The 26,437-nt window shown below is 57.7% G+C and carries 22 protein-coding genes and 1 tRNA gene; 11 read left to right on the top strand and 12 right to left on the bottom strand.

Going from position 1 to position 26,437, the window contains the following annotated elements:
- Positions 1-364 precede the first annotated feature (364 nt).
- From HDF16_RS07915 to HDF16_RS07905, 3 genes are all read left to right on the top strand, one after another.
- On the top strand, positions 365-1,231 hold the full coding sequence (locus HDF16_RS07915; RefSeq protein WP_184215277.1) for a hypothetical protein: 867 nt from the start codon (positions 365-367) through the stop codon (positions 1,229-1,231).
- Positions 1,159-1,953 (top strand): SOS response-associated peptidase, encoded by a 795-nt coding sequence (locus tag HDF16_RS07910; protein ID WP_246408865.1) that lies wholly within the window; start codon positions 1,159-1,161, stop codon positions 1,951-1,953. The genes HDF16_RS07915 and HDF16_RS07910 overlap by 73 nt, the downstream gene beginning before the upstream one ends.
- Positions 1,954-2,232: 279 nt before the next feature.
- Positions 2,233-2,604 carry a hypothetical protein gene (locus HDF16_RS07905; protein ID WP_184215272.1) on the top strand — a complete coding sequence of 124 codons (372 nt, stop codon included), beginning with the start codon at positions 2,233-2,235 and terminating at the stop codon, positions 2,602-2,604.
- A 99-nt stretch (positions 2,605-2,703) separates the two neighbouring features.
- Here the strand turns inward: HDF16_RS07905 and HDF16_RS07900 are convergent, their stop codons facing one another.
- Together HDF16_RS07900 and HDF16_RS07895 are read right to left on the bottom strand one after the other, a co-directional pair.
- Positions 2,704-2,916 carry a hypothetical protein gene (locus HDF16_RS07900; protein WP_184215269.1) on the bottom strand — a complete coding sequence of 71 codons (213 nt, stop codon included), beginning with the start codon at positions 2,914-2,916 and terminating at the stop codon, positions 2,704-2,706.
- Between the two features lie 91 nt (positions 2,917-3,007).
- Positions 3,008-3,181, bottom strand: coding sequence for a hypothetical protein (locus tag HDF16_RS07895; protein ID WP_184215266.1), 174 nt, complete (start codon positions 3,179-3,181; stop codon positions 3,008-3,010).
- A gap of 396 nt (positions 3,182-3,577) precedes the next feature.
- Between HDF16_RS07895 and HDF16_RS07890 the strand changes: the two genes are divergently transcribed.
- Complete coding sequence (locus tag HDF16_RS07890; protein WP_184215263.1) at positions 3,578-3,766, top strand: hypothetical protein; 189 nt, start codon at positions 3,578-3,580, stop codon at positions 3,764-3,766.
- Between the two features lie 167 nt (positions 3,767-3,933).
- On the opposite strand, the gene HDF16_RS07885 is transcribed toward HDF16_RS07890, so the two are convergent.
- Positions 3,934-4,362: a hypothetical protein gene (locus HDF16_RS07885; protein WP_184215260.1), complete on the bottom strand. Its 429-nt coding sequence runs from the start codon at positions 4,360-4,362 to the stop codon at positions 3,934-3,936.
- Positions 4,363-5,210: 848 nt separating this feature from the next.
- Between HDF16_RS07885 and HDF16_RS07880 the strand changes: the two genes are divergently transcribed.
- The 3 genes from HDF16_RS07880 (at position 5,211) to HDF16_RS07870 (ending at position 8,073) form a co-directional block, all read left to right on the top strand.
- Positions 5,211-5,429 (top strand): hypothetical protein, encoded by a 219-nt coding sequence (locus HDF16_RS07880; protein WP_184215257.1) that lies wholly within the window; start codon positions 5,211-5,213, stop codon positions 5,427-5,429.
- A 225-nt stretch (positions 5,430-5,654) separates the two neighbouring features.
- Complete coding sequence (locus HDF16_RS07875; RefSeq protein WP_184215254.1) at positions 5,655-5,828, top strand: hypothetical protein; 174 nt, start codon at positions 5,655-5,657, stop codon at positions 5,826-5,828.
- Entirely contained in the window at positions 5,809-8,073 is a 2,265-nt protein-coding gene (locus HDF16_RS07870; protein WP_184215251.1) for a DUF3987 domain-containing protein, read from the top strand. The genes HDF16_RS07875 and HDF16_RS07870 overlap by 20 nt, the downstream gene beginning before the upstream one ends.
- Before the next feature lie 348 nt (positions 8,074-8,421).
- Here the strand turns inward: HDF16_RS07870 and HDF16_RS07865 are convergent, their stop codons facing one another.
- Positions 8,422-9,099, bottom strand: a complete 678-nt coding sequence (locus HDF16_RS07865; RefSeq protein WP_184215249.1) for a recombinase family protein — start codon at positions 9,097-9,099, stop codon at positions 8,422-8,424.
- A gap of 665 nt (positions 9,100-9,764) precedes the next feature.
- Between HDF16_RS07865 and HDF16_RS07860 the strand changes: the two genes are divergently transcribed.
- The 3 genes from HDF16_RS07860 to HDF16_RS07850 all read left to right on the top strand — a co-directional run bounded on the left by HDF16_RS07860 (position 9,765) and on the right by HDF16_RS07850 (position 11,599).
- Positions 9,765-10,238, top strand: a complete 474-nt coding sequence (locus HDF16_RS07860; RefSeq protein WP_184215246.1) for a hypothetical protein — start codon at positions 9,765-9,767, stop codon at positions 10,236-10,238.
- Positions 10,235-10,456, top strand: a complete 222-nt coding sequence (locus HDF16_RS07855) for a hypothetical protein (protein WP_184215243.1) — start codon at positions 10,235-10,237, stop codon at positions 10,454-10,456. The genes HDF16_RS07860 and HDF16_RS07855 overlap by 4 nt, the downstream gene beginning before the upstream one ends.
- Before the next feature lie 198 nt (positions 10,457-10,654).
- Positions 10,655-11,599 (top strand): hypothetical protein, encoded by a 945-nt coding sequence (locus tag HDF16_RS07850; RefSeq protein WP_184215241.1) that lies wholly within the window; start codon positions 10,655-10,657, stop codon positions 11,597-11,599.
- Between the two features lie 45 nt (positions 11,600-11,644).
- Here HDF16_RS07850 and HDF16_RS07845 read toward each other — a convergent pair whose 3' ends face one another.
- Positions 11,645-12,703 carry a hypothetical protein gene (locus tag HDF16_RS07845; protein WP_184215239.1) on the bottom strand — a complete coding sequence of 353 codons (1,059 nt, stop codon included), beginning with the start codon at positions 12,701-12,703 and terminating at the stop codon, positions 11,645-11,647.
- A 502-nt stretch (positions 12,704-13,205) separates the two neighbouring features.
- Between HDF16_RS07845 and HDF16_RS07840 the strand changes: the two genes are divergently transcribed.
- The gene (locus HDF16_RS07840) at positions 13,206-14,306 is read left to right on the top strand and encodes a tyrosine-type recombinase/integrase (protein WP_184215236.1); all 1,101 of its coding nucleotides are present in this window, start codon (positions 13,206-13,208) and stop codon (positions 14,304-14,306) included.
- Positions 14,307-14,347: 41 nt separating this feature from the next.
- On the opposite strand, the gene HDF16_RS07835 is transcribed toward HDF16_RS07840, so the two are convergent.
- The 7 genes from HDF16_RS07835 to HDF16_RS07805 form a co-directional block, all read right to left on the bottom strand.
- Positions 14,348-14,423: transfer RNA gene (locus HDF16_RS07835), tRNA-Thr, on the bottom strand.
- 90 nt (positions 14,424-14,513) lie between these two features.
- Positions 14,514-15,086, bottom strand: coding sequence for a hypothetical protein (locus HDF16_RS07830; RefSeq protein WP_184215233.1), 573 nt, complete (start codon positions 15,084-15,086; stop codon positions 14,514-14,516).
- Positions 15,083-16,246 (bottom strand): DUF2157 domain-containing protein, encoded by a 1,164-nt coding sequence (locus HDF16_RS07825; RefSeq protein WP_184215230.1) that lies wholly within the window; start codon positions 16,244-16,246, stop codon positions 15,083-15,085. Before HDF16_RS07825 ends, HDF16_RS07830 begins: the two co-directional genes overlap by 4 nt.
- Positions 16,247-16,676: 430 nt before the next feature.
- Entirely contained in the window at positions 16,677-17,843 is a 1,167-nt protein-coding gene (locus tag HDF16_RS07820; protein WP_184215227.1) for a DUF6599 family protein, read from the bottom strand.
- Positions 17,844-17,895: 52 nt separating this feature from the next.
- On the bottom strand, positions 17,896-20,217 hold the full coding sequence (locus HDF16_RS07815) for an N-acetylmuramoyl-L-alanine amidase (RefSeq protein ID WP_246408861.1): 2,322 nt from the start codon (positions 20,215-20,217) through the stop codon (positions 17,896-17,898).
- 346 nt (positions 20,218-20,563) lie between these two features.
- Positions 20,564-23,470, bottom strand: a complete 2,907-nt coding sequence (alaS, locus tag HDF16_RS07810; RefSeq protein WP_184215224.1) for an alanine--tRNA ligase — start codon at positions 23,468-23,470, stop codon at positions 20,564-20,566.
- 238 nt (positions 23,471-23,708) lie between these two features.
- On the bottom strand, positions 23,709-26,243 hold the full coding sequence (locus HDF16_RS07805) for a peptide-N4-asparagine amidase (RefSeq protein WP_184215221.1): 2,535 nt from the start codon (positions 26,241-26,243) through the stop codon (positions 23,709-23,711).
- Between the last annotated feature and the right edge of the window lie 194 nt (positions 26,244-26,437).

The following is a 26,437-nucleotide window of genomic DNA, read 5'->3' as shown; positions in this document are numbered from 1 at the left end:
GAAGTACGTTTAGCGCACCAAACTTTGGATGACATTCGCCTTGTATTCGCCTATTATCCAGGCATGGGCGGGGAGCGAGCATACACCCCGGACGTGGTCGGGACGCATATGTTGCTCCTAGATGCCGCTGGAATCCCCGCCCGCCAGAGGTCCTAATGTTTGACCCCGATGCGCACTTGCCCCGCCTCAATCGCAATATGGTCTATCTCGGCTCATGCCTCATCGCGGGCATACGGCTCGCCCGTGAGAAGCAAGTCAACATCAGGGTGGTGCCGACGAGCGCGGCGATAGATGAATCCGTCGAGATGGCGCACGAGATTTACAATCGGGTGTTCCGAAACGTGCCTAAGAGGGTTAGTCAGATATGAGCGAGATTGAGACAGGGGCGGTCGGCACATCCAGAGAGCGCAAAAGCTACTGGAGTCAGCTACTAAATGAGAAGCCAGACCGGCACATAGAGCTATTACTTGCGCTGGTCATCGCCGGATTCTCGGGCACCCAACTCTTTACTTCGTGGAAGAACAACAACAGCACCACGACACAGACTAACCAACTAATCGAGGCCGCCAAGATATCCGCCAGGGCCGCCGAGAGGAACGCCCAAGCAGCCACCGACTTCTCCGCCAGCGCCCAGTCGATCAACAAGGGCATAGACGAGGCGGTAGCAAGATTGGATCGGCAGGCATTGGCGACAAAAGAAACAGCACTCGCAACTCAGGGAGAGGTTAGAGCAACGGTTTACGGAAGCGATGCCGCAAGGGACTCGCTGCACATTGCAGAAAGGGCGTATGTCTACTCGGTGTTTGACCCAAACGGACTATTCCCTTGTACCGACTCGCCAAAGGGACAGAACCAGTCTTGCGCACGGGTTGTCTATAAGAACTTTGGCCAAACACCGGCTGCGGATATAGTGGTTTCCGGCGTCATTCAAACCGGCAAACAATCGATTCGGGTGTCGAACCTTTCCGCTTGCAAGGGTTCTAAGATAAGCGGCGCATTGGGGAAGGACGCAAGCGACGAGTGCTTCATCCATGCGCCACCGGAGTCCAGGGAGATTGCCGCAATGTTGAGCACAGCGTCGATGCCGGGAAGCGGTTATGTTGTGCAAGGCAACATTCACTACTCCGATATCTTTGGCGCCGCCCACGATGTCGCCTTTTGCAACACCTATCCCTTTGCCCGCACGCTGACTGCTGGGCCGAGCCAATGCAAGCCAGAGATTCAGAAATAATTCACACAATGTGCGGACGTTATATTCGTAAATCCGACAAACAACGCATAGCAGAAGCGTTCCACATCCGGAATGACATCAGCACCCTTGCCATGCCGCCGGACGATTACAACATCGCCCCTTCGACCTTTCAGCCCGTCATCCGAGAGAGCAAAGACGAAGCGGGTCGCGAATTGGTGATGATGCGATGGGGCTTGATCCCGTTTTTTACGAAGCAACTGTCCGACTTGAAGGGTATGTCCACAATCAACGCGAGGGCTGAAACAATCCTCAGTAGCCCAACATGGCGCGAGCCGTTCCAGAAACGCCGCTGTCTTGTTCCCGTATCCGGCTTCTATGAGTGGCACAAGATCGACGCGAAGACCCGAAAGCCATACGTCTTCACCGTCGCGGATTCATCGTTGTTCGCATTTGCGGGCTTGTGGGACGCATGGAAAGACCCGGGCGGCGGTTGGCTACAGTCCTTCTCCATCGTGACCACCGAGGCGAACGAACTCATGTCCTCAATACACACTCGAATGCCGGTGATCCTCCATAACCGCGACTACGACCGCTGGCTAGCACGCGATGTCACCGAACAACCGCCGATTGATCTGCTACGACCGTTCGAATCAGACGAGATGGAGATGGAACCGGCTAATCAGGCTGTCGGCAATGTTCGAAACAACGGGCCGGAGATGTTGATTGGCGAGCCGCTGGTCAATACGGTTTCGCGGCCCTAAGATCGGGAGGCAGATATGACCGAACAAGAACAAGAAACGATGCGAGTCTGGATCATGTCGGAGGAACCCCCAGCGTGCCAGCAAGGGCTTGAACTCCTTCTAAAATTCGCCCAAGCATCACCGACCCTTTACGCACTCGCAGAGCGGGTGAACTTCAACGATCCGGCACACCCAGGTTTCAAGCGAAATCCGTTATGGATGGCGTTCTGTCAGCACTATTCGACTTGCGACAATTGCAACGAGGCTTAGGAAGGAATTGAGCAAATGATTAAGGAGCATATGCGGAGTATCACTTGCTTAGTTTTTCTAGGAAGCGAGTTTGACGGCGATGTCTTCAAGCCGGAGCACTACTGGTTGCAGTCTGTGAATAAAGCTTGGAAACGTCCGGCACCATTCCGCTCTTTTGACCGCGAGGACGCGCTTGCTGCCCTCCCTACGAGCATCCGACTGTTCTTTGAGCCGCTCGAACCGGCAATGATTCGCGGGAAAGGTTTCTGGGCGCTCCGTCTCGGCATGACGGAAATGGACGAGGACGAACTGGATCGCGAATGGATATCGGCCCCACATCCCGCCGTAGTCTTTCGTGAACCGGTGAACGAAGGAGACGACCGCGTTCCCGGTCTCGATGTGCCGGATGTTCTCATCCACTGAGATGCCGTCGGCGATGTGCGGAACAACGGTTCGGGGATGCTGGATAACGCGTGAAATCTACTCCTACGTAGCACCCCATCCATCAAAGCCACAGCGCATCTAGGGACGGCGGGGATTGTCTAGCCTGCCGGCGCGGACCGAAGCTTGGAGCGCGGATAACCTTTCGGCTTGCGCTGCTGTGCGCGGCTTGTCCTGGACAAACAAGAGGCAGTCGTCGACATCCTGGGCGATCCCGGCCAGACCCCAAACTTTGCGAAGTCCTTCGTACTTGGCGACGTGAACGGTAGTTATTAAGTGATAACGAAGAGACATGGCTTAAGCCAGTCTACTGGCGTACTGTTTCAGTCGCGCCCACAGCGCCCGGAACATAAAACCAACCGTGATGCGCTGCCGCTTACGTCCGTCACGGCTTGCTCTGCTCGGCTTTTGCCAAATCGAGGACCTCGTTCGGAGTCAAGAAGTCGTCGTCGACGTAGACCATCGGCTCGCGTGCAGGGTTGGCCGCAGCCGCCCCAACCGTGTGTCCATGGGAGCGCAAAATCTCTAGTGCTTCGGCGAAGCTGAAGTCTGTACTCATAAGCCCTCACTTTGAATGCTGACGATGTCTTACGGCTTTGAATCGCGTGTGGCGATCCTAAAGGTCCAGCATTGTCGGGTTTATCCGCGCTTGCGGAGTTACGTTCTGGATCTCAAAAAGCGGAGCAATGAAGACGACAAATGCGGCTGCAATCGCCGGACCGAAGAGCGCAAGAGGAAAGGGGAAAGCGGAACGGGAAGTGTAGGTACGTCATAGGAGATTCGATTCGGCTGACTCCGGTCGGGCCGTATGCCGTTCCACCTATCTTTCGTAATCCGACTATTGCGGATCCCCGAGATCGCCTCTTGGAGGGAGAGGACTCTTGCCAAATTGCGCCCCGCAGTATTCTAATGTTGGCCTGCTCGTAGATCGTCATTGTCCACCTAGGAGCGCAACATGGGCCGCCACATTTCAAGCGAAGTCATTGAAAAATCGTACGATGAATCAACAGACAGTCTCCTCACGCCTGATGCGCAGGCAATGCTTGAAGCCGTTGAGAGCTATCTGGCCGAGCATCCTGAACACTTCAATTCAATTGCTCTTCCTCTCACAGATCGACGTACCTACTCAACACAAAAGGCCTGATCCTGAGGATCCACGTCATTCATCTGGCGGGAGTTGATGGATGATGGCGCCAGTGACAATACTGGCAACTTCGCGCCGTATGTCTGCGCTGAAGAAGGAGAGCGTTTGCAACGGCCCCAACTGCTCTCCACTTATTGGACTCATTGACCAGAGCCACCGCCCTCGCCTCAGTTCATCGTGATACCGACTTGCCTCAGAAGCTCTGTGTCTAGCTCTTCAATCGCGGCGGGGCCGTCGGCGTGAATTCTCAAATACTCCCCGTGGTGTTCTTCCCGTTTCGGCCATGCCGGTGCGATGTATCCTCTTGCGTTGAGTTCGTAGGCGGCGGCCATCCACGTTTCCATGACGCCGCAGAACCGAGTGATATGGCCTAGGTCATCGGTGTTCTTGTAGTTCTTCCAATCCTGTTCCACATCTTCAGCAGACTTGACCGCAACTTCGCGCAGATCGCGCAGGTTCAGTTCGAGAAACAGCAAGCTGCGTTTGGCGAAGAAGGTGTGATCCGGTAAGTCTTGTCGACGGCGGCCACGGCGGGGCGGCTTGGTGGTGAAAGTTGGGGCGGCTTGGGGGACGAGATGAAGTCGATGCTCGGACAAGTTGGAACCTCCTTGGTGATGGAAGGAGATTAGCCCGGCCCAACTCACATGTCAAGGTCGCATTTTATAACTCAAATTGGTTTTATGGCCAAATTTATTTGGCTATTTTATGGACACTTACAAGTGACTTTATTTCAATAGTTTGAGTCGATATCAAAGGCCTAGCCGGCCTAATTTTCCACAGGATTTATACAAAGGGGTACTACCAAACGATTTTTTGGATCGTATCACCTAGTACACACCTTTATCCCAAAACAAGGATTCAACTATATGCCATCGCCTCCCCAAAGCCGGGCGCTGATCGTCTACCTGCCGGCGCCCCTGAAACAACAGCTTCGCCTTCTCGCCTTCGAAACCGATCAACCCGTTTCATTGCACGTCAGGTCCTTCATCCGGCAAGGCTTGGAGAGTCTTGGCCGCACCGAGGGTGCATCTCTTGAATAGACAGACGCTCGCCGACTACGGGGTCCGCCTAGAGTCGCAAGAGAACGACGTGTTTGCGCTCTCTTGCGTCCGTTGTGTGCCCACATGGCGGCGTATATATCGCACGCGTCACGACCGCAACCTTCCCGTGTTTGATCGCGTTTGCGATGCAGCAAAAGAACATTTGCGCGCATACCACGATGAGACCGTCACTCCGTACACCATCGCTCGACTGGTCGCAGACGCAGCCGGCGTGTAGAATCCCAAAAGCCCGTTTCGAGCGCATCCCGGAGTTCCCCGGACCCTCTGAAAGGCTTGGCTTGAGAACCGCCCTCGGTTTTCGCCACCCGCCCAACCCTCCGCTCTACCAAACTTCCCGCCTCGTACCCCACCGCACCACTAATCCCACCTACGTTCGGAGTTCTATGTCCAGTTTTGCTACCAAGTCGTTTCCCCTCAACTCCCTCGACTGCAAGGTCATCACCTCGATCCTTGCGAAAATCGGCGCGTTCAATCCCCACCAGATCCCTGACCGGAAACTGGTCGCTGAGTTGAGCGAAGCTCTGGACCTTGATCCGGATGACGTTCATTACAGCTTGAAGCATTTACGAATGGCCGCGTTCGCATTCAATCCGACTTTTTGAAGCCACGATTCGGCGGGTCGAATATTTATTTTTTCGACCCTCTAGCGTGCCCGTGGCGGCTTCGGCGGCCCCTGTCTGATAGCCAGTAGCCTTACTATCTGCCCTCCTGCGAAGGCCTGTTCGAACAGTCGCGAGTTCACTTAGCGCGCACCTTATTGACCGTTTTTAGAGATTCAAATCCCATTGAATTAGCCAGCAATTCAGTGGACGACCACGAGGCCAACAATGCAAACCAGAATCCTCAAACAACTCGAAGATCTTCTCTCAGATGCCGCCCTAGCCCGGTCTTGGGGCGCAATTGAGATCGACCTCAAAGACGGCAAACCGATACTGATCCGCCACACCAAACAGTTCAAAGTTGACGAGGATTATCCCGCCCATGTACGCAACGCACGATAGTCTCGCAGACCTCAGACTTCATTTTTCACTCCCCTATTTCAAGAGCCACATCAGAGGCCTCAAACCATCGGGACAGAGTTGGTCGGCGCGATGCGTCATGCCGAGTCATAGCGACAACAAGGCATCGCTCAGTGTTTTCCTAGACAAAGGAATTTGGAAGTTCCGCTGCCACGGATGCAATGCGGCAGGCGATGTCTTGGACTTAATCGAACAGGTTCAGCATGTGGATTTCACCGAAGCGGATCGGATATTCCGCGAGTTCTGCGGCGATATGAAGCCGGGAACTCCCCCACCACCCGCGCCAATCATCACGCCGATAAAAAGGCCACAGGTACCGGATGAACAGATTGCGGCATGGCAAAAAGCACTAAGCGAAGAGTGTCGCGAACCGTTTAGTGCGGCGGGAAATTACTTACACCGAAGGGGCATCGCGCCTGAGATCGCGGAGCGGCTGTCTTGGGGCTTCGATGCTCGCAGCGAGTCTATCGTCATCCCGCGATTCCACAGCGGCGAACTCGTCGGAGTCAAGTTTCGAAAGATCGAGCCTACCGATGATGTGAAGTGGACTCAAGTCAAAGGGTCGTCGAAGTGCGACTTCTTGTACGGGTGCGACGACATCATGGACCCCTTTGCCGATCTTCTTTTCATCGCGGAAGGCGAGCATGAAAAGGCTCTGCTAAAATCCCTCGGCGTGGAAGCTGTCGCCATATTGGGCACTGCTGGCGTTCCTGATCCGGCAACTTTGGACTTTGCTGCCGACCTCAAGTGGGTAACTGACACCTTCAGCCGCGTCGTACTGATACCCGACTCCGACCCAAGCGGACAGCAGGCGATGGAGAGACTTCAAAAGATGTTGGCTGACTTTCCGGTTACCGTCGCGACCCTGCCAGGCTTCAAAGATTTCGGCGATTTCTACCAGGCGGACAACTTACGAGCCACTGAATGGCTTGAGGAGTTGAAGAAGGAAACAGGCAACACACTCGTGGAACACGTTGTCGAAAGTCTGACCAGCTCCATCATCGAGCCGGAGACGTACCCCTTGGACGCGTGGGACGGAACTGAATACGCAGAGTTTGCCCGGCGATGCTCCGTAGGGAACCATATTACGCAGGAGTATTTTATTGAATCGTTGAAGACCGTGACCGGAGCGATCGTCGGATCGCAACTGCGGCTTTGGCGAATGGCGGGGATTGAAGCAAGGTTTTACACGGCGAACATCGGCGGTGCGGGCAGTGGCAAATCTACGGCAACCGGATGGGCTCTAGGCGTATTTCCGCACTCTCTCCTTTACTCATCCGGCGAGCCTCGGGACAGCAACATCGGCTGCTTTGTGGGGGAGTTTGGCAGTGGCACGGGACTCGTGGAGACGTTCGCAGAGTACCAGCGCATCCTCATATTTGCAGATGAGTTGTCGCAGATCATTGAAAAGTTCTCCATAGGCGGGAGCGGCCAAAGTTTCCTTTCAAACGTAAACACTCTTTTCGATAGCAGTGTCCGCGCACCGTCGAATATCACCCGAGGGCGGAAGGCCAGCGGTGGGGCGGCCCATCTTTCGATCCTTGCCAATACGACGCCCGACAAGTGGGATAGCATGTTCCAACGAACGGGTGCGGTAGGTTCCGGGCTCTTCTCGCGGCTCAATCTCGTGGTTTCTGACAACACGAAGATCGTGCCTAGACTTCAAGACCCCGACCTAACAGGATGGCGCGACGACTTTATCCAGAGGGTCATCCGGCTTGAGAAGACGCCCGTGGAAGCTGAGTTCACAACAGAGGCAGACGCGGAACTCGAAGGCTGGACAGCATGGCTTCGGGCGCAACCGGATCAGGATGCCGATGTCGCCGGGCGGCTTGGAGTTCAGGTCCAGAGGAATGCTCTTCACCTAGCGTGGCTCTTGGATCGTCCGGCCCCAAATCAGCTAGAGGGGATGCGGCGCGTATTGATCGATAAGGACATCATCGCGCGCGCAATCAAGCTCGCGAAGTATCAGTACATTATCCGTTGCCAGAATAGGCCCTCAAGCGCAGACAACGTACCGGCGCACGTCGAAGCAGCCATCAAGAAAGTCTTCGAGCGAAAGCTGTCCGTAAAGCGGAGCGACCTGTACAAACAAGTCAACGGCGTGAGGTTCGGGTTGACCATATTCGACCGCGCAGTCCAGAACCTCATAGCCGAAGGCTACGTCACAGCCGAGACAATACCCACCAAGGGGCGACGGTCTCAGACGCTGAGTTGGATTCGCTGACGCTCGCAAAATCTTTCGTAGTCAAACGATGACTACGGAAGTTGGAAATACGAGCCTGCGCAGCGCAGGAAAATCTTTCGTAGTCAAACGATGACTACGGAAGTTTGGAAGGAAGTGCTTTGTTTTCAATATGTGTAGAACTTACGTAGTCAATTCTCATGCACACCCCTGTCTGTCTGTTTAGTAAATAAGTTGTTGTGTGTGTGTGTGACTACGAAAGTTTTAGAGACCGAATTGGACAGCGATTGGACAACCGGATTCCAGTAAATGGACCGCATAGGGGTGAAGGTCGCCTGACTTCATGTCCTCGCCGATTTGCGGCAACCATCGTGATCCAGGTTTCGGATTTCAGTTTTCGGCACGAGCCAGCACGCGGCTGACCTGGACCGCACTCCACTCGCCGCCTCTTGCCGTTGGTATAGCCCGCTCATTGAGTTCCTGAGCAATGCCGTGCAGGGACGTAGCGCCGGCAGCCTTGATCGAAGCAATGATGGGCAGTAGGTCTAACGCTCTCTTCGACGCCGTGGCACCTCTGACCCTAGCGCTCAAGCGGTTTCCTCTGCGGTGGTTGAGCTTGTGATCCCCACGCTGCCCGCCGAGAACCGTACCGCGCGCCTTTGCAGCAACGAGCGCAGCCTTTGTCCTAGTGGAGATCATCTCTGCCTCATGCTCCGCAACCGCAGCAAGGATATGCACCGTGAGGCGGTTGGCAGTGGGGAAGTCGACGGCAATGAAATCTACCTTTGACTCCATCAGCGACGAAATGAAGTTCACGTTACGCGCGAGACGATCCAGCTTGGCGATGACCAGCGTCGCTTTATGAAGGCGACAGAGACCGAGTGCCTGCTCTAGCTGCGGCCTGTCGTTCCGCTTGCCGGTTTCCACTTCTGTAAGTTCCGACAGCAGCTTCCACCTCCCTCCATTGAGGTACTGGTGGACGGCTTGCCGTTGAGCCTCTAGTCCGAGGCCTGATATTCCCTGCCGTTTCGTGGATACGCGGTAGTAGGCGACAAACTTGCCTTCCATAACTGTCTCCGTCGCGCATAACATTTACAGCAATGCACGTAGCAGCAAATGTAACAGCAGTCTCCAGCCTGTCAAGAACTATTTGCTTCCATCCTTCCTGCAACGTTTTGATTGCCCCTCGCAGAGTCCGGTAGTCGCCGTCCAGACGCTTTGAAGGCGGATGGTCGTCAGTCACAAACGTGAGGGAACTAGTGGTCGGTTGATTTGCCCGTCGACGCGGATTCTGGCCGGCTGAAAAGGGGGTCATGGCCGCCTTTTTGACCCCACCCGGCCCGTCCCCTCGCAAAGCCTGTGTTGCACTTAGTTCCCCAAGCAACCGGCAACAATCCTTCCGAAAGGCACCCCACCCTCTAAAAAAAATATTGCGAGAAATTGGCACTCCAGCGCCCCGCGAGCCTACATCTATCTGCCCCGCCACTGTCACCGAAACGCCCTTATGAGAAATCCGAGCCCGGACCACTTCTACCGAAAGATTCTCGCCAACCCTCGATGCTCCCAAGCCGCCAGACTTGAGGCTCTGAGAGCCTTGGATCGCCCACCACTCGCCCTCCTCAGTCGCGTACTTCGCAATCCGTCGACACCTCAAAGGTTGATGCGTGCCTGCGCCGAGGCTTACGCCTTGGAATGCCTCAGACGACAACACAAACCCTCACCAAAGGACCCCGATGAATCCTGACCACGTCTCAAAACTCCTCAACAGGTCCCGTCTCTCAGAGGTGGAGAAGGCGGCACTCGCCCCTCGCAAGATTAGCAACGCACTTCATACCCAGACTAATCACGGGTATGATTCCGCCAACGATGCCGAGTTCGAATCGCTGGACGACCGCTATGCCGCACTTTGCGCCGCGCATCCATACGGAGGCTCCGACTTCAGCCCGCTCTCAGATCTTTCTCAGACCCCGACGGGCAAGCTATGGCTCATCTGCTTCACCATTCGTTTACTGGGCGGCAACGCTAATACAGCCAACGATGACGCCCGGTCCCTCATGCCCGTTGTCGCGAACACCCGGAGTGCCGTCGTGCGACTGAAGGTGTCTTGCGCCCTCCGGTCGATCCTTCGCAACTTTCCGGAAACTCTCTCGCCCGATCTGACCGAAGTAGTATCCAAGGCCCTAGCGGCATGTGGGGTGATTCAATGAGCGGCTTGCATGGACTGACCCCTGAGGAGATTCGTGGGCTGGACCCCGCCGAACTCTCCCGTCGACTGAGGTGCCCAGCCGGTTCCAAGGCAGCGGTACAAAAGCTCATTCGACGATTGGACTACCAGATGTTCAACGGCAAGGAACCTCCAGAAGTGATTGACCCAGACGACGGGACCACTGGCCCGCTCAACTACTTTCCGTTTGGGGGCCGCTGATGCTCATTGTCCAAGAAATGGAAGATGGCCGCTGGATGGCGACAGTCCAGTATCAGAAGGCAAAAATTCGCATCTACCGCGATACCCGCGAACTAGCAGAACGCTGCGCGCTCCCCTTTCTACCCACTGCTTCACCGGTCGGAACTACTGACCGTCGTCCCTAACGCACCATCAACCGCGCCATGCGCAAGGAGAACTATGAGCACCAACAAACAAACACCTGTAGACATTGACCCATTTTTGGAAGGGGCAAACATTGACTGGCGCGGGCTCGGCATTTCACCCACCACGAAGCAGACGGATGATCACGGCTTTTGGAACTTGGATTCCGACAAGCAATTCAAAATGCCCAGCGTCGAGACAATGTTGCGCGATCCCGCCATCCGTCGTGAACTGGCAAAGAAAGACCCGAACATGGCCGCCGCGCTGATCGACGAGAAGATTGGGGAAGTCGCCGAAGAGTTCCGCCGCCGCAACCCCGAGTACATGGCCACGGACCGAAACTTATCCGCAATCGTTTTGTTTCTAGCCGAGCGGCACGTCGGCAAGGCGTGGCTCGATGATGAAACTGCTATCAATCGACTCTATGACTGTGGGCACTGGACGCCGGGCGATCTCACCAGCGCTTACAAATCCCTGCTGAAGGCCGGCAAGCTAGATGTGCCAAGAGGGACGCGCCGCGCACTCACAGAACAAGAAAAGCTCGATGTGATCGCGCAGATTCGAACTGGCGACATCGAGAATGGAATTGTTAACTATGTGCTGTGGAGCCTGAACGGTGCTTCTGAGGAATACTCCGGCCCCGCTGACTTCATAGCCAAAAACCCCGAGCTATCGTCCGAAGCCGCGCAGTTCTGCTGGTTTCATAGCCGCGCTGGCGAGGTTGACGCGGCCACGTTTCGAGATTTCCAAAGGGAGAAGCTCGCCGGCCATCGGCTTCTAACCGTGCATTTACTGGACAAGGCATGGGAGTCATGGAAGGCCGCGCGTAAGTATTCCCAGCTCTTCAGCGATGGCGGCGAGAAACCGGAGACCGTCGCGCCGGCTTCGATCACACGACGCGACCTGGAGTCGTTGAGCCCGGAGGAGAGCGACCGACTCTATCAACAATCGTTGCGGGAGTATGCGCGGAGCCGACGATAGGTGAAGAGAAAAGTCTTGGTATAGAGACTTCGTGACAGAGCAGCTCTACTTGACTTTACAGTCATCGTCGTAACAGTTGTGTGTTTCACAATTGTAGTCGGTTGCTGTCGTCGGCTTATCTGAATTGGGTGTAGTTGGCATCTCGCCTTCAAACCCAGTAAGAATCGCGCAGTATTCGGTGATGTGAGAATTCGTCCCTGGAAAGACATCACTGTAGTCAGCTCTGCCCCAGAAAACAACAAACGCCTTGTGATCTATAACTCGTTGGATTGTCGCGATGTCAACTTCTTCGCCGATGGAAAGAATCTCCTTGTGTGCGGAAGCGAATGCAGGAGGAGAGTCTGGTCTTGGCAGGGTGTCAATCAGGTCAAACCTCTCACTTGGCGAATTGATAACCTGCCAGTGATGACTAAATCGGAGATTCTTTGTCGCCGTGTTCCCGTCATTTCTAAATCCCACATAGAACTTCAGGGACTCGATCTTTCCATCAATACCAGGCTTCCTAACGATCTTCAGGGAGCCGGTGGTTACCACCGCCCTTTGAACTCCGATGAGGGCTTCTCTGGAGAGTTCCAACTGGTTCTTCATTATGTCCAGCTGATCTGTGTTTGATTCGGCTATCTTGCGAGTGCTGATCGACTGAGTTCGAGAGGTATCAGCCAACGCGTGGGTGTCCTTGGCAAGCATGTCGGAATGTTGGGCTTGAGCAAGTGTCTGCTTGGCGATTTCCTTGGTCTGCCCGAGAGCGTCATCATAGTGATGGATCTGAACCTGAAATTGATCGGAAGACTCAACTGAATTCTGATCCGCTTTTTTCAACGCTTCGCGAGTGAGGTCGTTGGTATGGCGCATTTCGCCGAGTTGGTAGGCCGCGATGAAAGCGTAGGCGATAGTAGCGAAAGCTACACCAGCCGTGAGCAAAAGAGTGGCCTTCGTTATAGGACTCGTGGATCGCCACGAACGCTTCCAGCTTTTGTTCGCGGCGTTATCGTTGTTTTTATTGGATTCCTTCAGCTTCTCATCTACGTATGCTTTGACGAGGTGAGAGAGATGTTGCTCTACGACTTTTTCGGAAAGACTATCGGTCTCGTTTTGGTGTGGCATGGAATGGGATCATTCTAGGGTAGTATTCGAGCCGCGAATACCATGAAGTCTCCGTAAGAATCAGACTTGCTCACTTTGCCGGAGGTTGGCGGCGAGCTTTGCGCTTCGCTGCTGATCTAGTAAAATGAGCATACAGGCAAGACGCAAGGCCCTAGTTAGAGATCGCGACGGGGCGGCCCGCGATCTTCAGGAACTAACTACGGTACCGTGGCGGCGGGACGAACGACTAAGCCCGCAATCCCCATCCTGATGTGGAGTTCGCTTGCATCACCTGCGATCTGCTTCAGCGCCCGGTCCTACTTCTTCGGAGTTTCGTCCCCTTCTTACCGTTGCTGAAACCGCCTCGTTTCTGAATCTCTCCCAGACCTGGGTACGTCGACATGCGCACGAGTTGCCTGTTGTGCGTCTAGGACGCCTTGTGCGTTTCGACAGCGCATTGCTACTCCGGCAGAATCAGTGCAAAATGGCCGCAGGGAAACCGCTGGAAACGAAGGAGACTTCGATGATCCAGCGTTATCAGAAGGGCCATGTGTACAAGACCGGGAAGCGAATCAAGGTCTGGTATGCGATGTTTCGAGTCGATTTGCGAACAGAGGACGGAGGGCTGAAGCGGAAGCAAAGGAATGTCCGTCTCGGTACTCTTTCCGAGTTGCCAACCAAGTTTGCTGCGCAACAGAAGCTGACTGCGTTGCTCGGCGAAACCAAAACAGAAGTGCAAATGACTCTCACGCAGTTGTCCAAAAAGTGGACGGAGTCTGTACTTCCAACCCTGAAACATACGACCGGCAACGGATATCTGAAGACCCTGAGGACTCACATCCTGCCGGCTTTCGGTTCCGCTCAAGTCGCTGCTATTCATCGTTCTGAAGTGGAGAGATTCTTGGCGGACAAAGCCATGCGGGGATACCGGCGCAACACTCTCAAGTCGATGCACTCCGCGTTGAGCGCGTTGTTGACTTGGGCGGCGGCCTGTTCTTGGGTGGAGCGAAATGTCTGCTCGGGAATCAAGTTGCCCCGCGCCCTCACCCCCGAGAAGCCTGTCAGCCCGATTCTTCAAAGGGAACAGGTCGAGCAGCTCGCTGGAATGCTCGAAGAGCCCTATTCGACCCTAGTCCTCTTCCTCGACACCACGGGGGCCCGGATCGGGGAAGCAATTGGGATCAAGGCCTCGGATATCGATGCGGAAGGGAACGTCCACATCTCACGGCGAATCTATGAAGGGAAGTCGGATACGCCGAAGACACGGAAGAGCAAGCGGGTTCTCCCCCTCGGCGGAACCAACCTGCTTTCTCGTTTACGTCAGCGAGGAGACGGCTACCTGTTCAGGTCGAGGGAAGGCACACCCGTCAACCCCGGAAACGCGCTGAAGCGCTACGTGAGGCCCGCCGCAAGGGAACTGGGAATCACGTTGAGCGGATGGCACGCTTTCCGACACACAGCAGCAACTCAAATGCTCCGCGCGAAGGTTTCCCCGAAAGTCGTGTCTGACATTCTCGGTCACAACGTCGGAATGCTTTTGAGCACGTACCACCACCCCGAGATGGAGGACTTTCGTCTTCCGCTTCAGGATCGGGCGGGTGGGTTGTTATGCAATGTTATGTGATTTGTATTTCGTCGGATTCAATCCGTTGATTCTAAAAGAAATGGAGCCGATGAGCGGAGTTGAACCGCTGACCTACTGATTACGAATCAGTTGCTCTACCAACTGAGCTACATCGGCCTGTTGTTTTTTGCGCACGACTGGCATCGCGCGACTACCTACTAGTCTACCGGCAACGCCCTGCTTGGCGCAATCTCATATCCCGCTTCTTCAGTTCATCTTCAAAGGATGAAATCCATCAGCACCCGCTAGCGCGAGCTGAATTGGTCTCGGTGATCCAATGGCAGGCACGGTCACCTCGACCCATAGCTCGTCACCCTTCTTCAGGGGAAATGGGTTGCGAGCGCGGTCGGAGATGAAAAAGTCCTCGTTCGATTGCAGGTTCACGCTTTCGCAGGATCTGTCTTCCTGCATCGTCAGAGTCTCTATGCCGTCCGGCGTGCGGGGATGGTCCGCCAATCGGGGCACGAGGTGTCCGTTCTCCACAGCGAGCGTGACCCGCCATTTCCATGTTCCCGGACCTCGTCTTCCGGTCATCGTGCCGTCGGTGCTGAAGACGGTTCCACCCTCAGTGTAGTGAGCCTTATCTCGCGGCAGGCCGCACGCGTCGACCGCCAACTGCAGCGCTAGATACCTTCCTCGCAGCGGCGTACTCGGGTCGTACTGCGCGGCCCGCGCCCAGATTCGCGGCCGTGTCTTGCGCTCATACACGAACTTGCCCGCAACGCTGAGCACCAGCGCCAACTGCACCAGCAGCAGAGCTACCGCGCGTCTCTGGTTCATGCGGCACCTCCCGCCATGCCGCTCAACAGCCGCCGCCGTGTCTGCTCCAGCGCCCAGCCACCTGCCAGAAACACAACGCCCAAGACAATCAGCCCCACCGAGCGGCCAAGCTTATCCATGACGCTCGAAAAGTAGAACCACATTACCGTCATCGCAAACGCGACGACGCCGTAGTTCACCAGCGCCTTCGCCGACGACCGCACCCCCCACGCCACCAGGAAGACCGCCGCTGCCGCCACCAGGGCATAGGCCAGCACGCTCGGCTCCGACCTTGTCCACGGGTGGCCTTTGAAGCCCTGCTCCGCGATGGTGGTCTGTGCCCAAGGTAGTGCCATCCCCAGCCCAGCCGCTACCGACGCCGGAAACGCGCTTCGCCTATCCCACGCGATACCCGCCGCAATGGCGGCAGCCACGATTCCAAACGACATCATGCGAGCGGTCAGAGTGACAAAGCCGAAGTCCAGAGGCTGGTACCCGGGCATCCAGCCCGAAGCCAGAATCCCAATCGAAACGGGCATCAGGACCGCCCCAACTGCGAACAGGATGCCAGCCATCGCACGCCTGCGGGAGTGCAGGAAAGCAGACAGATACACCGCGCCGATCACAAGGCCCATCCGTGCCAGGTAGACATCGGCCCCTGTATAAGCGCTGGTCCGATCAGCCCACTCCGCCACGATCCAAGCCGGCACCAGCAGCAGCGTCAAAGTCTGCTGAAAGTGGTCGCGCAGCAACAACCATCCCGCCGCAGCGCAAAGCGCCCAGAGCAGGACCGCTGCGGGCCAATGTTCGTTCATGTTGAAGATCTGGCCGACCAACGCGATCGCGGCTCCGGCGGAGATCGTCCCCACTGCATGCATCGCGGTCGCCAGCCCCGCAAAACGTTCCCGCACCAACAATCCCAACCCATGGAAGAAGATCAGCATCGCCAGTACCATGCACAGGCGCGTGGCCGGCGATACCTCATCCCAGTGCGCGGCCACGAACAGGAGCACGCCGGCACCTAACAGGATCGCGCCTAGGATCAATGCCAGCAGCACCTGCCACTGCCGCCCGCGCGGCTTCGCCTGGGTCTCTTCGAACGTGCGAATAGAAGTAGCTGTCCGCTCGTCCAGCAGGCCGGCCGCCTGCCAGCGTGTGACGTAATCCTCTGCGCTTGGCATGTCAGACAGAGTAGAGCAGATGCTCCCCTCCGCCGCAACACGGACCTCGATTTATCGCTGCCGCAAACGTGAAGAGGCCGCCCGGCAACAGGGCAGCCTCTTCATCAGGGAGAACAGTTCCAACGGAGGCAAAGCCATCAGAACTTTCTGGCTGCATACTAAGATTTGAGAAATACCGTGTCAAGGCGAAAAGATCGGCGGAATAAGCCGTTATTGTTCAATGAGTTAACGCGTCCTGCAACCGCGAATTGATTCGCCTTGTCTTCGCTTTAAGATCATCCGCGCCAAGCCAATCCTGCTTGAAATGAGCGCATTAGCCAGCCTGTTGCACGACGAATGGTGCACACAAGGCCCGCCACCTCGAGAAGTCCGCGATCCAAGACCGAACCAAGACCGCACCAAGACCGCACTGCCACCTTGACAACCTCTCTTATCGCAGCGGCTTCATTCGGCCGCCATCCCCCGGACGGTCTCTCAGGTCGATCCGCAGAAACTCCGGCTCGGTCGCCGCAGGCTTCCCCTGCATCACCCGAATAAGTGCCCGGCCCCCGCCAAAGAACAGTCCCAGCACCACCGCCGCCAGCATCAGGGCAGCACTCAGCTCCGCAATGCTCGACAGCAGCGTCGCCGTCTTGCGAATCTCGGCGTGAAACTCCAGCGGCAGCGGCTTGTCGTAGCTCACTTGCAGGTTCAGGTGGGTATTTTCGATCAGTTGCTGAGCTTCAGCCGGCTGCCAGTTGCCGGTCGTCAAAAGTACCAGGACACCTTCGCGCCGCAACTTCACAGTCCCCGCCGCGCTTCCCTGGCGGTTCATCTCGGCCTCGATCTGCCGTCCATGCGCTCCGGCGATCTGGGGTGTCGGGTACAGTAGCAGCGTCAGCGTCCCCTTGCCCGCATACCTGGCCGTAACCACCTCGGCGCTCTTGTCGAACCCGACTATCCCCACGGGGAGCACCCCGCCCATCGCCTCGTACCCGGAAGACCCCAGCGCATACTTCACCGTCTCCGGCAGCAGCCCTTTTGCTGGCAGCGTAGTCGGCAGCAGCGGAGGCAGACCCTTGGTCCCGCCTATCTTCGGCAGCCCCGACACCACATCGCCCAGCTCCGCCACTCGGTGGCCGTCGTGAAACTCCGCCATCACCACGCTGGTGCCGCTCCACAACAGCACCGTGTCACCCTTTTGGACAGCCTTCGCGCCCAGCTTTTCATCGGCCAGAGGCTTGAACTCCGGCGTACGCAGCAGTGTAAACGCCGAGTAAGCTCCCGTCGCATCGCCAAACTGGAACGCATTGATTGTGACCGTCTCCGCCCCGCCCTCGCGCTTATAGCTGGAGTTCGCCATCCGGGACAGCCCGTCTTCAAACAGGACACTTCGCGTGCTGGCATCGTCGGCCGCTGGCTCAGCGCTCTGGTTCGCCTCCTGCTGCCACTTGCCAAATTGCTTCGGCAATAGCGGAGCTGCGGGTTCCACGATCTTCACCGCCGCCGGGGCAGGTGCGGCTTGTGCCGTAAGGCGAGAAGGATGCAGCGAGACAGCCATCAACAGTGCAGCGGAAGCCCCAGCCTTGCGGGCTGCGGATTTGTATAAAAGACCCATATCATCGGTCAGACTACCACCAAGCGCCAATCGTAAGCGCGAACGGTACGCGCTACTTCGATCCGATAGAAGCTCGCAGCGTCGGTGCCTTGATGCCGCTCAGCCCCGACTCATACCGCGCCACGCCCTGGTACAAGCTCTCCGCCACCCGCTCCCGGTACTCCGGCCTCTGCAACTGCTCCGCATCGCGAGGATTCGTCACAAATGAAATCTCTGCCAGGATCGAAGGCATATTCGCCCCAATCAGCACCACGAACGGAGCCTTCTTCACGCCTCGGTTCTTTAGCCCGTCATTGCCCTTCGCGAGGCCGGAGTACAAACTCGCCTCCACATCCGAGGCAAACTCCCGCGACTCGTCGATCTTGTCCCGCAGCGTGATCTTCTTCACCAGATCGCTCAGTTGATGAATCGACTGGTTCGAAACGGCATTCTCGCGAGCCGCAGTTTGCAGCGCATCCGGCGAAGTGGTGAAGTTCAGGTAATAAGTCTCCACTCCACGCGCCGAAGCATCCGGCGAAGAGTTTGCATGGACCGAGATAAACAAATCCGCCTGCGCCTTGTTCGCGATCGCCGTCCGCGTCTCCAGCGGAATAAACGTATCGTCCGACCGCGTGTAGACGATCTCGGCTCCTAGCCGCTCATGCAGCAGCTTGCCCAGCCTCAGCGCCACATCCAGGACGACGTCCTTCTCCTCAATGCCGTCCGCACCCAGCGTCCCGGAATCGTGCCCGCCATGCCCCGCGTCGATCACAATCCGCCCGATCTTCAAGCCCAGCGCCCTCACCAGCGAGGTCGACCCATCTGCCGTAGGCACCGCCGGCCGAGCCGGAATCGCATCCCCGGCAGCAACTCCATCCGCAGCCTTAGCCTTCGATCGCTTGCGCCCGCTCGCCGTCGGCGGCCGGTCATAAGCCACCGCTGGCCGGTCCGTCACCACCTCCGATATCGGCTTCGAAGTAGGACGCGTCGTCGCCTCCACCCGGTCCGGCTGCGTGCTCAGCGCTGCGACCTCGGTCGTATTGTTCGTCTTCGTCGCGACGGTATTCGGCACGCTCGGCCCCGGACGCCCGGAGGTCGTTGGCGTACTCGGCAGGGAACTGGTCGCCGTCACGCTTGGCGGCAACACAACCGGAGCCGCAATCGGCGCACTGCCCGCCTTCGTCGTCTCGATTGGCGGGGCCTCACGCCGCGTCGTCGCCTTGCTCCCACCATGGATATCGATAATCAGCCGGTAAGGATTCGGCAGCAGGAACGCCGAATACTCTGACACGTCGTTCACATCCAGCACCACCCGCGTCATGTTGTCGGAGAACTGCGCCGCCCGAATCTTCTTCAGAAATCCATCATCCGTCACCGAAAAGCTCTTGCCCACCAGCTCCGGAGCCAGTCTGCTCCCATGCAGATCGAAGTAGATCCGGTCCGGATTCGGCACCCGCGCCGCCTCAAACTTCACATCCTCGCCCAGGTCGATCGCCACCCGCGTATACGTCGGCGTCGACCAGTGCCGAATGCCTTTCACCTGGGCCAGCGGTCCCTTGCGAGTCTCACCCGAAGCCCCGCCCGGTCGCCTCGCCGAGACCGGCAACCCGCCACCCTCCAGCGGACTGGGAATCGCCGCATCCTCGTCAATCGGATCCCGGCTTCGCGCCTTCAGGTCAGGCGCGTCTTTAGACTTCGGGACAGTGGCAGTTGCGGGAGCTTCAGCCACCGCCACAGACGCCTTCTGCGCCGTCGAACTCTCGCGAAGCGTCGCGCCCGGCTTCGCTGCCTCCGCCCTTACCGGTGTCTGATCTCCGCCATTGGCGATGCCCGCAGGTTGCGTAAGCACCGCCTCATTCACCCCCGTCCGCACCTTCCCCGCCTTCAAACTTTCGAGCCCCGCCCGAGCCTCTTCCGCCTGCTCGCTGCGCGGATACCGCTTCAGTAACTCACGGTAGTGGTCCTTTGCCCCCGCCTTGTCGTCGAGATCGTTTGCCTCGACCTGCCCTTCAGCCAGCAGCGCCGGAATCCGCAAACTGCTCCCCGGATACTGCTTCCGCAGAAACTCATACTGCCCCACCGCTGCCTGCAGGCTCTTCGCATCGTGAAGCACCCGGCCCTGCTCCGCCAGCAACTCCGCCACGGCGAACACACTGGCAGCGGCATGAACATCCCCCGGCCCATCATGGTAGATCGCCCGGAACCGGTCCATCGCGGTGGTGAACTCCGCCCGCGTCCGCTGCTCCGCCGGGGTAGCCTCAAGCTCCTCCCGCCCCCGCTCCGCCTGCTCCCATGGCGTCCCGCGCGGCGGCTTAGGAATACTCCGCGAAGCCGCATACGCAGCTGAACAAAGCACCGCAGCCAGCATCAGCCCGCCCGCAAACGCAGCCGGCAAAGCTCTGCCCTCAAGGCCCCGAGATGGAGAGAAAGTCGTCAAAATCGCCAAAGCACCCGCCAGCCTAGTTTAAGCGGCCACAGCCGATATCTCAGGCCTCATTTCCAACGGGGTACACCCGGCAACAACCCACGGTTCCCAAATCTTCTCCCACTCAGATTTCGTCATCTCGACCGAAGCGAAGCGCAGTGGAGAGACCCCCACATTTTGCTCGAACCGCCGTCAAGGCATTGGGTGCCCCATCCATGGCTTGCTCTTGGCCATGGGTGGGACGTAAAAAGCCTGAACAGCCGGGTGCCCCATATCTGGCAGCTTCATCGCCAGATGTGGGATCAGAGCCACGACTCTACAGCGTAGCCCCCACAAACTCCGCTGCAGCCTTCAACGCCTCATCCAGCTTCCCCGGCTCCGACCCGCCAGCCTCCGCCAGATCAGGCCGCCCACCGCCTCTTCCGCCAACGATCCCAGCCAGGTGTCCAACGATCTTCCCCGCCTGCAGCTTCCCGGTAAGATCCTTGGTCACGCCCACAATCAACGTGACTTTACCTTCAGCCGCCGCACCAAGCACCACAACCCCAGACCCCAGCTTCCCACGCAGTTGATCCACCAGGTCCCGCATCTGCGCCTTATCCAGCGAATCCACCCGCTGCGCCAGCACCTTCACGCCCTTGACCTCAACAGCGGAACCAGCAGCATCCGACATAGAAGCCGAAGCCGCCTTCATCCGCATCTGGTCAAGTTCGCGCTTCAGCTTCCTCAGCTCCTCGTCCTGCGCGGAGATCTTATGCCGCAGCGCATCCACATCGCCGCCGCCCGTAAGCTGCCCCACCACGCGCGAAAGCTCAAAGTCGCGCCGGAACTCGCCCAGCGCTCCCGTCCCCGAGATCGCCTCCACTCGCCGAACCCCCGACGAAACCGAGTTCTCCCCGGTAATTTTGATCAGTCCGATCTCGCCCGTCGCCCCGGTATGCGTTCCGCCGCAAAGCTCGACCGAAAAGTCGCCAATCTTCACCACCCGCACCTTATCGCCATACTTCTCGCCGAACAGCGCCATCGCCCCCAACTCATTCACGGCGACATCGATCGGCACATCCACCAGCGTCTCCACCTTCGTGTTCCCGAGCACCTGCCCGTTCACAATCGACTCAATCTCCCTCAGCTCCGGCTCCGCGATCTGCGCAAAGTGCGAAAAGTCGAATCGCAATCTGGCCGGGTCATTCAGCGAACCCGCCTGCTTCACATGCGTCCCCAGCACCTGCCGCAGCGCCGCATGGAGCAGGTGCGTCCCCGTATGGTTGCGCTCCGTCGCCAGCCGGTTCTCGCGGTCGACAACGGTGTCCACCACATCGCCCACCTCAATCGCCTGTTTCGCCACGATCCGATGCGCAAACACGCCCTGCACCGGCTTGGTCGCCCCGGACACATCTGCGATCACCGTATGGCGATCGCTCGCATAGAGCCAACCCACATCGCCCACCTGCCCGCCCGAGTCCGCATAGAAGCTGGTGCTATTTAGGACGGCTTCGCCTTGTTCGCCGGGGGCCAGCGCCGGAACCCCAACGCCATCCTTGACCAGCGCCAGCACCCGGGCCCCATCGACCCGCAGCGCCGTATACCCTTCAAACTCGGTCTTCGGCAGCTCCCGAAACGCCGGCGAAGCCGACTTCTGCGACCCACCCTTCCACGAAGCCCGGGCGCGCTGTTGCTCTTCTTCCTTAGCTTTATCGAAGCCCTTCGAGTCGAAGGCGACCCTTGAATCTCGGCAAAAATCCTCGATGAAATCGCGCGGAAGGCCATAGGTTTCATAGAGTTGAAAGGCATCCGGACCAGCTAGAACTGGAGGCTCCGCAGATAGCTTGTCCATCGCAGCTAGAAGCTCACTCTCAAGCTGCCCGTTGTTCAGGTCGCCAAGGTAGTATTTGGCCCCTCGATCACGATCCTCCTTCGACCACGAGGGATTCAACCAGAACAGCATGGACGTATTCTCTTCGGGCGGCCGTGAAATCCTATGTTTACTAAGGAAGCCGTCGAGGATCGGCTCAATCGCTTGCCGCACTGAATTTTCTAGGGCAGCATCAAGCTTGTAAGAACCGACAGAGAGAACTCGTGCGAACTGTTCTTCCTCGGCTAGAACAACCTTGGCAACACGCTCGGCGGTCTCAAGCAGTTCCGGATATGCAGCTTGCATTTCGTTACGGACTGCAAGAACCATCTGATGCATGAAGGGTTCAATCTGTCCCAACTGGCGTCCGTGCCGGATTCCGCGCCGCAGAATCTTGCGCAGAACGTACCCGCGTCCTTCGTTTGCGGGAAGCACCCCATCCGAAATAAGAAAAGTGGCGGCCCGAGCATGGTCGGCGATGATTCGCAGCGAGGCTGCGCCCTTGGCATCGGAGAAACTGGCTTCAGCCGCGGTCAGGTCTTTGAACTTGGTAAGCTCCGCCGCACGAGCAATCAACGGCGTAAACAAGTCCGTCTGATAGTTCGAAAGCACTCCCTGCAGCACCGCAGCGACCCGCTCCAACCCCATCCCCGTATCGATTGAAGGCTTGGGCAGCGGAGCCAGATGCGGCCCTTCCGGAGTTATCGTCCGGTCGAACTGCATGAACACCAGGTTCCAGATCTCGACATACCTCTGGTCGTCGTGCGGAAACGGCTTGTCCTCTCCCGTCTCACTCGCCTCGATACCAAGGTCGTAAAAGATCTCCGAACAAGGCCCGCAGGGCCCGGTCTCGCCCATCTGCCAGAAGTTGTCCTTACCGGACATCTCGAAGATCCGGTCCTTCGGCACGCCGGTCTCGATCCAAAGCTGCTCCGCCTCATCGTCTCTCGGGACGCTCGCGTCGCCTTCGAAGATCGTCACATATAGCCGGGCCGGATCGATCCCAAACCACTGCGGCGAGGTCAGCAGCTCCCACGCATACGCAATCGCCTCGCGCTTGAAGTAGTCGCCGAAGCTGAAGTTCCCCAGCATCTCGAAGAAGGTATGGTGCCGCCGCGTGAACCCGACGTTCTCGAGATCGTTATGCTTGCCACCCGCGCGCACGCACTTCTGCGACGTCGCCGCCCGCGAATACTCCCGCCGCTCCGCCCCCAGGAAGACGTCCTTGAACTGGTTCATCCCCGCGTTGGTAAACAACAGGGTCGGGTCGTTCTGTGGCACGAGCGAGGACGAGTGCACCCGCCGATGGGTCTTGGTCTCAAAAAACCGCAGAAAATCTTCACGAATCTGGCTGCCGGACTTGTAATGCATATCCGTGAAGTTTATCAGCGGGAATGGCGGCGACGCAGAATCTGACTGCATGAGACGCTATGTCAAGTTTGGCTTAAGTAGGCCAAGGCTTCAGCCTTGGCAATATAGTCCGCCAAAGGCGAGGGCTTTAGCCCCTGGGGTATGCCTTCCTGCGGGGCTGCATGAATCTTGGCTCTTGACCCTAAACGAAAACGGCCCGGAAGATCGCTCTCCCGGGCCGCTCTGCCTTTCGTGTCGCCTAGTTCACAGTCAGCGTAAACGTAGTCGACGCGGTAGTCGTCCCCGAAGTCCCGGTCACGGTGATCGTATAGTTCCCCGCCGGCGTTCCCGTCTGCGCCGGAGCCTTGGTGCTCCCCGATCCGCAACCCGTCAGCGCCGCCATCGAGCATAGCCCCAACGCACAGACCGCCAGCGCCGTCAGCGACATTGACTTCCAGCTCTTGCTCCTCCGTCTAGGCAGGAAGATGAAGAAGAGCCCAGCCACGCTGATCCCGCCCAAAGCTCCCGCCGTCGATCCAGGGAACGCTGGCAGCTCGTTCGCTGCGCTCGCTGCCGTAGTGGTAACGACCACCGAGACAGTCTGCGTCGAGATCTGCGTGCTCGTGCTCGGAACCAGAGTGACCGAGTTTGGGTTGATCAGGCAGGTAGCTCCCGAAGGTGCTCCCGAGCAGGTCATCGCCACCACCCCGCCAAACGTCGAACCCGAGGTCACCGGAACCGAAACCACCCCGGTGCTGCCCTTGGTCACGCTCAGAGTCGTCGGCGATGCTGGCCCAACGGTAAACGATCCCGCCACCGGCGTCACTGTAACCGTCAGGGGATTCATCGAGGACTCAGGCAGGAAGTTGGTGTCGCCGTCGTAGGTCGCGGTAATCACATTCGCTCCTACATGGCTGAAGTTGATCGGCACGCTCACCGTTCCCCCCGAGAGCGAAACGATCGACAACGCCCCGCCGTTCGCGTAGAACGTGATCCGGCCCGTCGGCACCAGGGTGCTGTTTAATGGAATGGCCGTGGCCGTCAAAGTGACCGATCCACCCTGGGCGACCGTGGTCGCGCTCGCGCTGACAAACAATGTCGACCCCGTTGAACTGGCGTTGCTTGTCGCTCCGGTCAGCACATTATTCGCGGAGCTTAAGGTGCTGGAGTAGCTGTTGCCTAGCGAATCGCTCGAATTGTAGGTGCCGGTCGAGGTTTCTCCGCTATTGCCCGTTATCGCCTGGCTCGAATCGAGTGACAGCGAATCGCCCGCTGTCACCGACTCCGTGGCATTTGAACTGAGTGTTCCTGGTCCAAGCTGATTCTCTACATCGTTTACCGTCGCCGATGTCACCTGAGTGTAAGTTCCGTCCGCGTTTTGGGTGTACGTGATAAACGCCTGGAGAGGATTTTCGGTGTGGTAAGTCGCGGTGGTTGAACTCGTCGGACCAGTTGTGGTCACCGTCGAGTCGACCGTGGATGTCAGGTTATCCAGCAGAATGTTTCGTACCGGGGAAGTCCCGTTGTTGAGCTGCTGCGAGTTTTCGAAGTTCACGTTCTCGCTTACTGTCGTCGTAGTCTTGCCGGCGGAGCTAGTGGTAAACCCTGTGATCGCGAAACTCCGCTGAAGTGACTCGGTCACTGAGACGCTGCCGTTCCCGTTGGTGAGGCCTCCAGAGGTAGCCACGGTGGTGGCAGGCGTCGCTGCCAGCGTATTGCTGCTGACCTGTCCCGAAGTCGTCGCCCCGCCATGGTCGGTGTAGATGAGCAGATCACCGTTCAGGTAAACGGTCCCAACTGTATGAATGTCGTTGATGACGATCGTGTGCGCTTTGCCGTCGGAAAGCAATCCGGCGAAGGGCGTTAGGTTGATGCGGTAAGGCTGCAAGTGGAGCGCCTGCGCCCCCAGAATTGGCCGCCACAGATACGGGTCGAGGCCGCCTGCGAAAAGGTAAGGATGGTTGGGGGCTATGCCTGCAGGTGTTCCGTCGATCGTTACATCGATCTCACGCAATGCCGTAGTGTTCGTGCTGTTCCTGACGTAGGGCGCAACTTGGGAGTTCGGAGATGAAAGCCACCACAATTCATCCGGCTGCGCGATCACGTCCAGGTAGAGCTGCGTCATGTTCTTTGGCAGTGTCGCGAGACTTACAGTCAGGGGATTTGCCGTCGTGAACGACTGAACCGGATTCGTCGAACTAGCGACAACTGGGATGACCTGGTCGGGTACTGTCGGGGCAAGGTTCGCTTGTAAGTCCGAAGGGTAGAAGTCCAGCTCAGCGCTCGCATAGAGAGGACTCGTGTTGGTCGAGTCCGATGCGATCGAGGCGGCAACTACGGACTGCGAAGCACCAAACAGAGCCGACAGATCAGTTACATCTGCCTCCACATGCCAGGATGGACTAAGCGAAGAGGAGGGGATTGCCGTCGTACCACGGAACAGCGTTGCGTTCCCGAGATAGATCGAGGTGTTTCGAGGCGTTTGGACTCCGCTGGCAACCGTGAAATCAGCGGTGAAAACTACCTTGGCCCACGGCCCAGCGCATGAAGCCGGCGGAGTGTAAGAAAAAGTCTGGCTTGCGGCACTGTTAAATGTGGCACTGCTGAACAATTGCACTTTGCAAGGCGTCGTCGTGGGCCGCGTGATCGCTGGCTCCGGGCTCACCGGTTGGGCAGAGCCGACCGTCGGCGGCCCTGAAAGAACCACTTGTGCCCCGGCAGAAGATCCGAACGCAAGTGCGGTGGCCAGCAGGAAGGCGAATCGGTGCGTCGGCCGGAAGGGAGGTAAAGACATTGGGCCCAATGTGCCACTCCATGTTGCGTGAATTTGGAAGATGCGACAAACGCGTCTGTAACAAGTAACACAAGTGCACATAGACCTGGCAACACGTCTATGCAAAATGTTATTCACTTAGTGAACGCTTAGCTTATTGGGATGACGGTCGGTGAAAAGGGTTGTCCGGTTTCGCTGTGCCCGACGGAGCCTCC

This window comes from Granulicella aggregans (assembly GCF_014203275.1).
Classification (GTDB): Bacteria; Acidobacteriota; Terriglobia; order Terriglobales; family Acidobacteriaceae; genus Edaphobacter.
Note: the sequence above shows the minus strand (reverse complement) of the source record. Positions and strands in the feature narration are given on the sequence as shown.